The sequence below is a fragment of the Aromatoleum toluclasticum ATCC 700605 genome (assembly GCF_000378245.1).
In the GTDB taxonomy this organism is placed as follows: Bacteria; Pseudomonadota; Gammaproteobacteria; order Burkholderiales; family Rhodocyclaceae; genus Aromatoleum; species Aromatoleum toluclasticum.
Genome location: NZ_KB899491.1, coordinates 640,935 through 654,221 on the forward strand (window position 1 = coordinate 640,935; position 13,287 = coordinate 654,221).

General features: G+C 66.3%; 11 protein-coding genes. 8 read left to right on the top strand and 3 right to left on the bottom strand.

The annotated features are described in order from the left end of the window. Positions 1-10: 10 nt before the first annotated feature. Positions 11-1,627 carry a calcium-binding protein gene (locus F464_RS0103010; protein WP_018988295.1) on the bottom strand — a complete coding sequence of 539 codons (1,617 nt, stop codon included), beginning with the start codon at positions 1,625-1,627 and terminating at the stop codon, positions 11-13. Between the two features lie 553 nt (positions 1,628-2,180). Between F464_RS0103010 and F464_RS0103015 the strand changes: the two genes are divergently transcribed. The 3 genes from F464_RS0103015 to F464_RS0103025 all read left to right on the top strand — a co-directional run bounded on the left by F464_RS0103015 (position 2,181) and on the right by F464_RS0103025 (position 6,103). After that, on the top strand, positions 2,181-3,470 hold the full coding sequence (locus F464_RS0103015; RefSeq protein WP_018988296.1) for a DUF445 domain-containing protein: 1,290 nt from the start codon (positions 2,181-2,183) through the stop codon (positions 3,468-3,470). Between the two features lie 123 nt (positions 3,471-3,593). Next, a complete protein-coding gene (locus F464_RS0103020) occupies positions 3,594-5,456 on the top strand; it encodes a sulfatase-like hydrolase/transferase (protein WP_018988297.1) in 1,863 nt (620 codons plus the stop codon). An 86-nt stretch (positions 5,457-5,542) separates the two neighbouring features. Continuing rightward, entirely contained in the window at positions 5,543-6,103 is a 561-nt protein-coding gene (locus tag F464_RS0103025; RefSeq protein ID WP_018988298.1) for a CDP-alcohol phosphatidyltransferase family protein, read from the top strand. A 79-nt stretch (positions 6,104-6,182) separates the two neighbouring features. Here F464_RS0103025 and F464_RS0103030 read toward each other — a convergent pair whose 3' ends face one another. After that, positions 6,183-7,001 carry an IclR family transcriptional regulator gene (locus tag F464_RS0103030; RefSeq protein ID WP_018988299.1) on the bottom strand — a complete coding sequence of 273 codons (819 nt, stop codon included), beginning with the start codon at positions 6,999-7,001 and terminating at the stop codon, positions 6,183-6,185. A gap of 351 nt (positions 7,002-7,352) precedes the next feature. Between F464_RS0103030 and pta the strand changes: the two genes are divergently transcribed. The 4 genes from pta (at position 7,353) to F464_RS0103050 (ending at position 12,099) form a co-directional block, all read left to right on the top strand. After that, positions 7,353-8,387, top strand: coding sequence for a phosphate acetyltransferase (gene pta, locus F464_RS0103035; protein WP_018988300.1), 1,035 nt, complete (start codon positions 7,353-7,355; stop codon positions 8,385-8,387). 1 nt (position 8,388) lies between these two features. Further along, a complete protein-coding gene (locus F464_RS0103040) occupies positions 8,389-9,156 on the top strand; it encodes a TSUP family transporter (protein WP_018988301.1) in 768 nt (255 codons plus the stop codon). Positions 9,157-9,325: 169 nt separating this feature from the next. Then, positions 9,326-11,701 (top strand): EAL domain-containing protein, encoded by a 2,376-nt coding sequence (locus F464_RS27765; protein WP_018988302.1) that lies wholly within the window; start codon positions 9,326-9,328, stop codon positions 11,699-11,701. 89 nt (positions 11,702-11,790) lie between these two features. Then, positions 11,791-12,099: a hypothetical protein gene (locus F464_RS0103050; RefSeq protein ID WP_018988303.1), complete on the top strand. Its 309-nt coding sequence runs from the start codon at positions 11,791-11,793 to the stop codon at positions 12,097-12,099. Positions 12,100-12,124: 25 nt separating this feature from the next. Here the strand turns inward: F464_RS0103050 and F464_RS0103055 are convergent, their stop codons facing one another. Then, positions 12,125-12,616 (bottom strand): tellurite resistance TerB family protein, encoded by a 492-nt coding sequence (locus tag F464_RS0103055; protein ID WP_018988304.1) that lies wholly within the window; start codon positions 12,614-12,616, stop codon positions 12,125-12,127. Between the two features lie 300 nt (positions 12,617-12,916). On the opposite strand from F464_RS0103055, the gene F464_RS30195 reads away from it, so the two are divergent. Then, on the top strand, positions 12,917-13,287 hold a 371-nt coding region (locus tag F464_RS30195; RefSeq protein ID WP_269744893.1), incomplete at its 3' end, for a penicillin-binding transpeptidase domain-containing protein.

Genomic DNA, 13,287 nt, shown 5'->3' on the forward strand with positions numbered 1-13,287 from the left:
CTGTCGCGACTTAGATCACGGTGACGTCGTCGAATGCGAGGCCCGAGCCGACGTTGACGTTGGCGATGAGCACCGCTGCGCCGGCGGCGTTGCCGTCCGCGTCGTAGTACAGCGCGCCGCTGGTGGTGTCGAAGACGAGGAAGTCGTCGGCATCGAGGGCGACGGCACCGGCGCCGCTCACGAAGTTGCCGGCCGCGAGGTCGCCATCCGTCGTCAGGGCGGTGAACACGCTGTTGTCGAACGCGATGGTGTCGGTGCCATGGACGAAGTCGGTGATGGTGTCCACGCCGCCGAGATTGTCGAACACGAAGGTGTCTGCCCCCGCGCCGCCGGTCAGGACGTTGGCGCCCTCGTTACCGTTCAGGACGTTGTCGCCGGCGTTGCCCGTGGCGGCGCTGTTGGCCGACCCGGTCAGCGTGATGTTCTCGACGTTGACCAACTTGGCGAGGCTGAAGTCGGATGACGAAATGACGGTGTCGTTGCCGCCGTTGGCCTGCTCGACGACCTTGTCCTTGGCTTCGGACACGACATAGGTGTCGTCGCCCGCGCCGCCGGCCATGTTGTCGGCGCCGTTGCCGCCATCGATGATGTCATTGCCGTCGCCGGCCTTGATGTTGTCCTTGCCGTCGCCGCCGAAGATGGTGTCGTTGCCGCCACCGGCCATGATGACGTCGTTGCCCGCGCCGCCGTCGATGACGTCGTCGCCGTCACCGGCGGTGATCTTGTCGTTGCCGGCATCGGCGAAGATGTCGTTGGCGCCATTGCCGGCGATGATGTTGTCGTTGCCGTTGCCGCCGTGGATCTCGTCGTTGCCGTCGCCGCCGGTGAGCTTGTCGTTGCCGTCGCCGCCGTCGAGGAAGTCGTCATCGGCGCCGCCGTCGAGGTGGTCATTGCCTTTGCCGCCGATCAGGTCGTCGAAGCCTTCACGGCCGAAGAGCTTGTCGTTACCGTCGCCGCCGCTGATGACGTCGTCACCGGTGCCGCCGTCGAGGTGGTCATTGCCCTTGCCGCCGAGAATGTCGTCGTCACCGCCCAGGCCGAAGATCTTGTCGTTGCCGTCGTTGCCGTCGAGTTCGTTGTTGACGTCACTGCCGGTGATGTTGTCGCTGCCGCGGGAGCCGACGACGTTCTCGATGCTGACGAGCGTGTCATTGCCCTGGCCGCGGGACGTGCCGGACGTGAGGTCGACCGTCACCCTCTTCGAGGAATCGTCATAGTGGACGGTGTCGTCGCCGCCGGTGCCGTTGAAGGTGTCGTCATCGTGCTGGCCGCCGTGGTCTTCGAATTCAAGGCCGGGGACCAGGTGGTCCATGAAGTCCTCGAACAGCTCCGTGTCGGCAATCATTGCGTTGAAATCGGTCGTCGTCAGAGACACATCCGCGACCAGAAGCAGCGAAGCATCGCCCGCATCGCGGAAGTCGAGGCTGGTGATGGTGCCGCTGGTGAAGTCGCTGGTCGGGAAGGTGCCGGTGATGACGAGGGTGCTCGCATGCGGCAGGTCATCGCCCTGATAGGTCAGGCCGAGCGTGATCGACGTCGTCGAGGACGACAGGACGGTAGTGGCGCTGATGTCGCCGACCAGATCTTCAACCTGGTCATGGGTCAGGGTAGTGGTGATCGTTGCCATGTGCAGTCTCCCAACAAGGTTCTACAGGGTTGTTCGAAAGGTGATGCCGATTGGTCTTTGCGGGCGCTCACCGGTGGTGGCCGTTTGTTTGTTTGTTTGTGCGGGTGGCGTGGATCGCCGGTCCCATTCGGCCGATGTAGGCGTGTGGTAAAAATTCCCGCGTATTTGCAAGTGCTAGTGTAATCCTCAATCGGAGAGGGGCTAGTTGAGAATGCAAGCAAATGTTTCAAGTTCCCGGCGACCGCATGGTGTCCCCTCCGGTGTCGCTGCCGCAGGCCTGAAATGCATGTGAAGCGCGGTCTGCAGCCTTCGCTATGTATCGCGACGGGACTCCTGTTACAACTTTGTCGCCGACGAATGGCATCCGGCGTGCGACGTAAGGAAGGCGCGCCGAGCGATCCGTCCCGGTGCCGCGAAAACCGGTTGCTGCCCGGTTCGGTGCGTGCGCGTGTAAGCTGAATGCATGGTGCGGCGGCATGGAGCGCGGGAGTATGGCAGGTCTGCTTTCCAGGACTGTGAAAGTGTGTACCGGGGTCGGACCCGAGGGGCGCGAATGAACGGGGCCGCGGTCAAGGCCCGCGAGCTGGCGAAGATGAAGCGCGTGGCGCTCGCGCTGCTCGCGACGGTGACGCTGCTGTTCGTGCTCGCGCGCCTGCAGCACGGCGCGGGCATCTGGGGCTGGGTCGCGGCCTTCGCCGAGGCGGCGATGATCGGCGCGCTGGCCGACTGGTTCGCCGTCGTCGCGCTGTTCCGCCATCCGCTGGGCCTGCCGATTCCGCATACGGCGATCATTCCGGCGAACAAGGATCGCATCGCCGGCAACCTGGCGGCCTTCATCCGCGACAAGTTCCTCGCCACGGACACCATCGTGCGCAAGATGCGCGCCTTCGATCCGGCCGGCCGCATGGCGGTATGGCTGCAGCAGCCGGACAACGCGGCGATGATTGCCGGCAAGCTGGGGTCGGCGCTCGCCGGCTGGCTCGATTTCATCGACGATGCGCGCGTGCGCCGCTTCCTCGCCGCGGCGATCCGCGCGCGGCTGAAGGACGTCGATCTGTCCGCGGTGTCGGGCAGGATCCTCGACGCAATGACGGCCGACGATCGCCATCAGGAGGTGCTGGATGCCGCGCTCGCTCGCCTGGCGCGATGGCTGGACGACCCGGACGTGCAGGCGGCGTTCGCGGCGATGATCGTCGAGGTGGCCGGCAAGGAGTATCCGAAGGTGCTGCGGGCGGTGGGGCTCGTGACCGATACCGAGGAGTTCTCGCGTCGCATCGCGGCGAGCCTGGTGCGTGGCATCAACGGCTGGCTGCACGACATCGGCGACGACCCGCAGCATCCGCGCCGGCAGGCGTTCGACGAATCCGTCGTGGAATTCATCGAACGCCTGAAGACGGACGCTGACCTGGCCGCGCGCATCGAGGCCGCCAAGCGCGACATGCTCGCGCACCCGGCGATGGCGGAGTACCTGAACGGCTTGTGGGACGACATGAAGCGCTGGCTGCGCAGTGACCTGCAGCGTGCCGACTCGCTGCTCGCCACCCGGCTGCGCAGCGCCGCGGTGGCCTTCGGGGCGGCGCTCGCCGCCAATCCGGCACTGCACGATTCGCTCGACGATCACCTGCAGTCGGCGGTCGTCGCGCTCGCCGACGATTTCCGCGACGGGCTGGCGGACCATATCGAGTCGACGATCCGCGGGTGGAAGGACGAGGACCTGGTGCGCGAGCTGGAACTGAGCGTGGGGCGCGACCTGCAGTTCATCCGCCTGAACGGCACGCTGGTCGGCGGGGCCATCGGCCTGGTCCTGCATGCTCTGACATTGCTGGCGACCCGGGCGGGATAGCGCGCGTCCCGCGGCCGGCGAGTTTCACGGTGTCTTGACATGTGTTCGACGGGTGTTTGACGGCCTCGGCGTCATTCTGTTGCGATTGTAGAACCGTCCTATCCACGCAACGGGAAGCCGCCCATGCCTTTCACCCAGACCCAGCTCGTGCTGAGACGCTACTACGCGCTGCTCTACGTCGCGGTATTCGCGATGATCGGGCTCTTCTGGCCGAACGCCGAGGTTGCGACGTCCGGCGCGCGCCTGTTCCTCGTTGCGGCGACGGCGGGCTACGCGGCCTTGTATGTTGCGCCGTTGTGGATTCTCAGCTCCGCGCTGGGCCGGCTGTTGCGCAGCGTTCCCGGATGGCGGGTGCGCGTGCCCTACGCGGTGGCCTTCCTCGGCGGCAGCGCCGTGCTGCTGGCGATCTTCGCGGACTACCGCTTGTACGACCTGTACCAGTTCCATTTCAACGCCTTCGTGTGGAACCTGCTCACGACGTCGGGCGGCATCGAGGCGCTGGGTGCGACCGAGGCGACGACGCGTTCGCTGGCGATGCAGGTGTCGATCTTCCCGATCGCGTGCGGGGCTGCGCTTGCACTGCTGTACCGCCACGTGACGCACGGCTGGGCGCCGTCGCCGCGTACGCTCGTCGCGGCCGTGCTGGTGCTGTTTTCGCTGCTCACGGTGGAAGAGGTGGTGTATGCGTACAGCGAACACGTCGGCAAGGAGGACTACCTGCAGGCGGCCGAGGCGATCCCCTTCCACCTGCACACCGGGGCGCGCCAGGTGTTCAAGCGCATGGGCATCGAGCAGGCCGCCGTGAAGGAGTTGCGCCTCGCGGGCGGCAAGGTTGAGTATCCGGGCCATGACCTGCCCGCGAAGGAGGTCGCGAAGCGGCCCAATCTCATCATGCTGGTCGGCGAATCCTTCCGCTGGGATCTGCTGAGCCCGGAGATCACGCCGAACCTGTGGAAGCTCTCGCAGGAAGGCTCGCGTTACGAGCAGCACTACAGCGGCGGCAACCGCACGCGCATGGGCCTGTTCTCGATGTTCTACGGCCTGTACGCGCCGTACTGGTACAGCTTCGAGCAGCAGCGCGTCGCACCGGCGCTGATGAACTTCCTGCGTGACCACGACTACCAGCTCGCGATCCACACGAGCCAGAGTTTCGACTATCCGGAACTGCGCCACACCCTGTTCACGGGCGTGCCCGAGGCCAACCTGCAGGAGCTGAAGCAGGGCGAACCGTGGCGGCGCGACGTGCAGAACATCGACGACCTGATCGGCAAGTTCGACCGCCGCAACGCGGGCAAGCCTTTCTACGGCTTCATGTTCTTCGAGTCGACCCATGCGCCCTACACCTTCCCGGAGGAGACCGCGCTGCGCCAGGACTACCTGCGCGAGCTCGACTACCTGAAGCTCAACCTGCGCGACAACATCGACGGCATCCACGCGCGCTACATCAACGCCGCCCATCACGTCGACGCGCAGATCGGACGTCTGCTCGACCACCTGCGGGCGCAGGGCGAGCTCGACAACACGGTGATCCTGTTCACAGGCGACCACGGCGAGGAGTTCCTGGAAAAGGGTCACTGGGGCCACGGTCACGGCAACACCTTCCCGGAGGAGCAGATCCGCGTGCCGCTGGTGATCCGCATGCCCGGCCAGCAACCGCAGGTCGTCACGCATCGCACCTCGCACCTGCAGATCTCCCCGACGCTCCTCGAGTACCTCGGCGTCACCGCGCCGTCGCGCAGCTACAGCTCGGCGGATACGCTCGATCACACCGCGGAAAACCTCGTGCTGGGCGAGTACGACTTCATGGGCATCGCCGACGGCGAGCACAAGATCTCCTTCCCCTACACGCGCAGCTCCTTCTTCCGCTACAGCGTGTTCGACGCGCAGGATCATCCGGTCGGGCGCGACGAAGGCAAGCAGGTGCTGGCCGACAAGAAGGAGTTGCTCGACGCGGTGGTGCGCGAAAGCAGGCGTTTCGTGCGTTAGTACCGGGAAGCGCGCCGCCGGGTCGGCGGGGCGCGCCGGCCGGCCATGCATAATGTGGGCGACAAAGCCCACGATGGTCCGGCCCGATGCCCAACGTTCCCAACACCATCACGCTGCTGCGTGTCGCGCTGATTCCGCCGCTTGCCGTGCTGCTGCGCCAGGGGGAGTTCGGATTCGCGCTGGTACTGTTTGTCGTCTCGGCCCTGTCGGACCTTGCCGACGGCGTGATCGCGCGCCGCTGGAACCTGCGCACGCGCTTCGGCGCGATCGCCGATCCGGTCGCCGACAAGCTGACGATGCTCACGGTGACCCTGCTGCTGGCCTTCGACGGGCGGCTGCCGTGGTGGCTCGCCGCCGCCGTCGTGACGCGGGACCTCGTGATCGTCGGCGGTGCGCTGGCATACCACTATCTGATCGGCACGGTGGAGATGGCTCCGAGCGTGGTGTCGAAGCTCAACACCGCGCTCGAATTCCTGCTGCTTGCGAGCATCCTCGCCATCGGCGCCGAGCTCGTGGATGGCGGGGCCTGGCTCGTCGTGCTGACGCTGGCGACCTTCGTCACCATCGTGTGGTCCGGCGCCCAATACATGCTGGTGTGGGGCCGGCGGGCTGCGCGGGCGGGACGGCATCCTTCTGCGCGATCCTGACTGTCCGGGGCGCTCCGGTAGGGGGCTCGAAAGCGCTGGGCTGCGGACCGGCGCGTCGTGACGGCGCAGCGGGAAGGCCTCAGGCGTCGGCCTCGTGTGCGTCCGACCCGTTTCCTTCGATGCTGGCGAGCGCCGTCGCCGCGCGCTGCAGGGCTGGCAGGAACTGCAAGGCCTTTTCGCGCGTGAGCCGCATGATCGGCGCCTGGATCGCGAGGCCCATGTTGGACTGCTTGCGTTGCGTCGGAACAAGTACGCCTATGCATAGCAGGCCGGGCAGGAATTCCTCGTTGTCGAGCGCGTAACCGTTGTGCTTGACCTCGTCGATCTCGCGTTCGAGCGCATCCAGGTCGGTGATCGTGTTCGGCGTGAACTTTTCCAGGGGCGCGAAGGCGAGCAGGCGCCGGCGCTGGGCGGGCGTCATCTGGGCGAGGAACAGCTTGCCGGTGGCCGAGCTGTGGGCCGGCACGCGCGAACCCGGATGCAGGTAAAAACGCAGCGGTGCCGTCGATTCGAGCCGGTCGAGGTACATCACTTCGCTGCCCGAGAAGGCCGTGATGTTGCAACTCTCGCCGACCTCTTCGACCAGCTGGCGCAGCACGACATGGCGCGCGCCGTGGGTGGTGCTGTTGAGGAGCAGGTTCTCCGCGAGGCGGCGCAGGCGCACGCCGGTGCTGTAGTGCCGGCCATCGCCTTCGCGATGCAGCAGGCCCTCGGATTCAAGCTGTTGCAGCATGCGGTGCAGCGTGGGTTTGGGCAGTCCCGTCTCCTCGACGAGGCTCTGCAGCGAGAAGGTCTGATCCTTGGCCGCGATGACTTCCAGCAGGCTGAAAAGCCGCATGGTCGGGGTGTCGCCATCGATGCGGGCGGGCTCCGGGCCGGAGCTGCGGGTGATCTTCATGATGATCTCGCGGGGATGAGTTTCGATAAATAATACACCACGTACCGGTTTATAAGAATGTTAGTTGACTGCCCTCGGCTTTGTATCTAGAGTTCGACTTAGTTTCGAATAACGGAACTAAACGTATCGAAATTTTCGTAATTGAAGTTGTTGATGCGTGTTGCCGCCCTCGTGCCAGACCGGCATGCGGTTGGCGACGTCGGCGGGCGCGTGACCTGCGTCGCTTGTCCGACGGTGCTCCATCCTTGGTATTTTCCTCCACGGCCCCGCATACCCGGACGGGGCCGCTACCTGGCCGGAACCGAGTCTTCTCCCAACCCCTGCGGTTCCGGCATTTTTTTGGTGAATGGAATGAAAGCGATCAACCGCATCATCGAGACTGCACGCGCGGAGCCCCGACGGATCGTTCTCAGCGAGGGCGACGACCCCCGCGTGCTGCAGGCCGCGGTGCGCGCGACCCGCGAAGGTACGGCGAAGATCGTCCTCGTCGGCAGCTGCGCCGCGATAGAGGCTTGTGCCTTCCGTGAGGGGCTGGATCTGGCGGGCATCGAGCTGGTCGATCCGGCGCGTTCGCATCTCACCGAGGGTTTCGTGCGGGTGCTGCTGCGCCTGCGCGCACACAAGGGCATGACGCTGGAGCAGGCGCAGCGCGACGTGCTCGACCCGCTGTGTTTCGCGAACCTGATGGTGCGCCTCGGTCACGCCGACGGAACGGTATCGGGCGCCGTACGCACGACCGCCGACGTGGTGCGCACCGCGATCCAGATCATCGGCCCGAACAAGGCGTTCAAGCTCGTGTCGAGCTTCTTCCTGATGATGCTGTGCGAACCCTTCCACAGCCTGAAGGGCGGCCTGATCTTCTCGGACTGCGGGCTCGTCGTCGACCCGGATGCCGAGGAGCTGTCGGAGATCGCGCTGGCTGCGGCCGACAGCGCGCGCAGCTTGCTGATGGAAGAGCCCCGCGTCGCGATGCTGTCCTTCTCGACCAGCGGCAGCGCGAAGCACGCGGCCGTGGACAAGGTGGTGGCCGCCGCGCAGCGCGTGCGCGAGATGCGACCGGAGCTCGCGATCGACGGTGACGTGCAGCTCGATGCGGCAATCGTCGCGGAGATCGCGAACCGCAAGCTGCCGGGCTCGCAGGTGAAGGGGCGGGCGAACGTGTTGGTGTTCCCCAACCTCGAAGCGGGCAACATCGGCTACAAGCTGGCGGAGCGGGTCGGCGGCGCGGTCGCGATCGGGCCGCTGCTGCAGGGGCTGGACAAGCCGGCCAATGACCTGTCGCGTGGCTGCAGCGCCGAGGACATCTTCTACGTGATCGCGGTGACGGTCGTGCAGGCTCACGCGTCGGACGCAGCGCGGCGGCGCGAGACGGCGGCAGCGGTGTGAGATGGACGGCGGGACGCTGATTGCGCTGCTGTTGATCGTCGCGGTGGCCACCTATTTCCAGACGATCACGGGCTTCGGCCTCGGCATGATCGTGATGGGGGCCACCAGCGGCATGCAGCTCGCCTCGGTCGCGACGGTCGCGGCGGTCGTGAGCCTGGTGTCGCTCGCGAACAGCGTCGTCGCGCTGCCCGGGCGCATGCACGGCATCGACTGGCGCGCGGCACGGGCGGCTACCCTGGGCATCCTGCCCGCGATCGTTGCCGGCGTGGTGCTGCTCGATTTCCTGAGCACCACGGCGGCCGGCATCCTGCAGCTTCTTCTCGGCATCGTCATCGTGCAGGGCAGCATCGGCTTCGCCTTGCGCCCGGTGCAACTCGACGAGCGCTCGTCGGACTTCAGCTTCGTCGCCAGCGGCTTCTTCTCCGGGCTGAGCGGCGGGCTCTTCGGCGTCGCGGGGCCGCCGCTGATCTTCCAGTTCTATCGCCAGCCGATGAATGCGGTGGCGGTGCGCAACATTCTCCTGCTGCTCTTTTCGGTCACGTCCGCGACGCGCTCGGTCTACCTCGGCGTGCAGGGCCGGCTCGATGCGGAGATCTGGGTCGTGTTCGCGCTCGCCTTGCCGGTGGTGGCCCTCATGACGATCGTCGGGCGCCGGTACCCGCCGCCGCTCGCGGCGCGCACGATGCGCCGCCTCGTGTTCATGCTGCTGATGGCGATCGGTGCCTATCTGGTGATGTCGGCGCTGCCCGCGATCGCGGCAGTCTCCTAGCCAGTCGCGCCCGGCTCCGTAATTGCTCCCGGCTTGCAACAGGGTTTCGTGCCGGCATGGCCGGTGCTAAACCGAGAGCGAGGGTGTGAAGCGGGCCGCCGAGCTCGCGAGTCATTGGGAGACGTGCGTGCGAGGGACTGGACTATCCCGGCCGGAGAACAATCCGCAGGTGAAGACCGCCTGGCACGACTTGCTGGTCGGAGCGCATCATGCCGCGAACGGGGTGCTGCGGGACGTCATCGGCGAGTCGTGGCGGCGCTGTCTGCTGGGGCGGGTCGATCCGGCGTGCGGCGAGGCGCCGGCGCGCGTCGAGCACGATGATCTCGACACGCTGCGCTCCGCCAACGAGCGGCTGATCGCGGCAAGTGCCCCCTTCCTGATGCAGTCGCGCGATCAGCTCGCGCAGACGGGCACGGTGATGGTCCTCACCGACCCCATGGGCGTTGTCCTCGACGTGGAGGGCGATCCGCGCCTGCGCACGGCGATCGGCGAATTCGGCATGACGCCGGGGAAGAGCTGGAGCGAATCGGGCATCGGCACGAACGCGATCGGCACTGCGCTCGCGCTTGCGCAACCGATTCAGGTTCATGGCGCCGAGCACTTCTGCGAGCCGATCCAGCGCTGGACGTGTTCCGCGTCCGTGATCCGCGATCCGGTCGACGGCTCGGTCGTCGGCGCGCTCGACATCTCGGGGATGAGCCGGGACTATTCGTCGCACTCGCTGCCGCTCGTCGTCACGACGGCCAACAGCATCGAGAACCGGCTCGCGCAGATCGCGCTCGAGGAGCGTTTCCAGCTGCTCGAGGCGAGTGTCGCGGCGCTCGGGGCGGCAAGCGGCGTGGTGCTCTTCGATGCGCGCGGTCGGCTCGTGAAGGCCAACGCGCGTGCGGCGCCGGTGCTCGCCGCGGAGGGCGTCGTGCTGAGCGCCGAGACCCGCATCCCCGTCGCCGGGCGTGCGGTGCCGGAGCCCGAGGCCGACCGCTTCCTGCCGGCGCGGCTGCTCGCCGACCGGCTCGAGCCGGTGTTCCGCGGGCGGCGCCTGCTGGGTTATGTCGTCTCCCTGCCCGAGCCGCCGATGCGCGCGCCGGTCGGCGGTGAAGTCGATGCCGGCGTCCGGGCGTCCTCGCCGTCGGCAAGGACCGTCGTGCCGGGGGCGCCGGCAGTGCGTCCGGTGTCCGGGAGCGGCGGACGGATGGGCGACGCCGTCGAGGTCCTGCAGCGCCGGCTCGCTTTCCTGGCGACGCACGACGGCCTCACGGGCCTGGCGAACCGCAGGCTGCTCGCGCAGCGGCTCGCCGACTCGCTCGCGCAGGACCTCAATCCGGCGGAGGGCGTGGCGGTGCTGCTGATCGACCTCGACAACTTCAAGGACATCAACGACACCCTCGGCCACGACTTCGGCGACCTGCTGCTCGAACAGGTGGCCGACCGTCTGCGACGCTGCCTGGCCGATGCGCACACGCTTGCCCGGATCGGCGGCGACGAGTTTGCGGCGGTCTTGAAAGGGCAGGGTGTGGAGGCCTTGGGCGGACTGGTCGCGCGCACGCTGGACTATCTGGGCGCGTCGTTCTGCATCGAGGGGCAGGACGTGTTCGCGGCGGCCTCGATCGGCATTGCCGTGTTCCCGGCCGACGGCGACACCGCGTCGGTGCTGATGAAGAATGCAGACACCGCACTGCACGAGGCGAAGGCGCTCGGTCGCAATCGTTGCCGCTTCTTCGCTGCCGGCATGCAGGATCAGGCGCGCGCCCGCATGAGCCTTGGCACGGGCTTGCGGGCCGCGATCGAAGGCGACCGCTTCCGCATCGTCTATCAACCGCAATACCGCCTCGAGGCCGGTCGTCTCGTCGGCGCCGAGGCGCTGGTGCGCTGGCACGATCCCGAGCTGGGCGACGTGCCGCCGTCGCGTTTCATTCCGGCGGCGGAAGAGGCCGGCCTGATCGTGTCGATCAACGACATCGTGATGGCCAAGGTGCTGGCGCAGATCGCGCTGTGGCGGATGCGTGGGCTGGAGCCGCCGCGCATTTCGATCAACATCGCCGCGCAGCAGCTACGCGAGCCGGGTTTCGTCGAGCAGCTGTGCCGCCGGCTCGAACAGCAGGGCGTGCCGGCCGGCGCGATCTGCCTCGAGCTGACGGAAGGGACGCTGCTCGAGGACATCGACGGCACGGCGCGGATGTTCGAGCGGCTCGCCCGGCAGGGCATCGCGGTGAGCATCGACGATTTCGGGACCGGCTACTCGTCCTTGTCCTACCTCACCCGCCTGCCGGTGCATGAGCTCAAGGTCGACCAGAGCTTCGTGCAGGGCATCGCGGGCGAGGCGGGCAAGCGCTCGATCATCGTGGCGATCGTCGAGATGGCCCACGCGCTCGGGATCGAAGTGCTCGCCGAAGGCATCGAGACCGAGTCGCAGCTCGCCTTCCTGAAGGAGCGGCACTGCGAGATGGGCCAGGGCTACCTGTTCCATCGCCCGCTGGCCGTCGAGGAATTCGAGAAGCTGATTCCGCCGGCCCGGGCGTGGTCTCGTCCTGATGTCGTTATATAGCTATTGGCAATAAGATTAAGGGGTTCTAATAACGCGAGTGCGCGGTATCCTCCACTTCGATTTTCGTCGTTCAGAATTGGAGGCCCACGATGTCCGAACTCCTTGGCGTTACCGCTGCCGTGCTGACCTTCGTGTCCGCCGCCTGCTTCCTCGGGCGCACGCGCAAGCAGGAAGGGCTCGCGTGGCTGGAGAGCCGGCCGCAGGACGTGGCTCGGCTTTATCTGCGGCACGCGTCGGACGTCGATGCCTATTGGCTGCACGTGGAGTTCCGCAACGGGCACAAGCGCATGGTCGCAGCGCCGTGGGAGATCGACGATGCATTGCGCCGCCTGGCGCCGCTGGGGTTGCGGCTGTCGGCGCAGGATCGCGACGCGCTCGCGCGCCAGCGTCATCAATGAGCGCCGCGCGCGGCAGGCGACGAGACTATTCCGCCGGGGACTCCGGTTCGGCCACGCCGGCCGCAGCCCGGCCACGCTGCTTGGCTGCGACGAAATCGCCGCGGGGAATGTAGAGCAGGTCGCCGAGCTTGCGCATGAGGTGGTTCTCGTGATGGCTCAAGGTGCCATCCGCGTAGGCCACCTGCCAAAGGTACTCGACCATGCGCAGCTTCTGCTCGATGCTGAAGCCCTTGTTGAGCCGCGACGTGAAACTGTACAGGTCGGGCGCATCGCGCGACGTGGCGTCGGCAAGCTCCATCAGCCGCGCGATCTCGTCGTCACCCAGCTTGAACTTGTCGCGCAGGGCCTGCACGACGGTCGTGCGCTCGGCCGGCGAGTAGTCCGCATCCGACCTCATCACCTCGACGAGGAGTACCGCTGTCGCAAGCTGTAGCGCGTGATCGGGGCCACCGGCCTTCGCCGCGGCGGCGGGCGCATCGGTGAGTGCGTTGAACAGGTCCTTCAGGTTGGCAAACATCGTGGTGGGGCGTCCGGCTTCGAAATCGACAAGGGTTGAGTGTAGCGGGGTGAGCGGAGAGTTCCTGCTTCGTTCCGTTTGCGGTTTGCGGCTTGCGGCGAGCCGGTGGCCGGCTACGGCCACAACCGGCCGTTCGTGGTCGGCTCGGAATCTTCGTCACTCGACTGCACGTGGATGGCCGGTTTCCGGCGGCGAACTTGGGCACCGCCTTGGCTCGACCCGGCAAGAAGTGGGCAATGGTAGTTACATTTGAACCCAGTACAATTTCGCATCCTCAGTTGCACACCCCCTGCTGACGCAATGGCAAAACTCATTCTTCTGGCCTGTAGCCTCTGTCTCTCGTTCTTTGTGCGTGCCGAAGATTCGGCAATCGAACAACTGTTTCGCAGTGCGGGTATCGACGGAACCATCGTGATCGAATCTGTCAGCACGGGACAGCGTTTCGTCCATAACGATCCTCGCTCAAAACAACCCTTCACGGCCGCTTCGACGTTCAAGGTACTCAATACCTTGATTGCGCTTGAGGAGGGAGTCATTTCTGGGGCAGACGCCATCTTTCAATGGGATGGAACCCCATACGAGATTGCCAACTGGAACAATGACCAAACGCTGGAAAGTGCTTTCAAGGCGAGCTGTGTTTGGTGCTACCAGCAACTCGCTCGGCGAGTGGG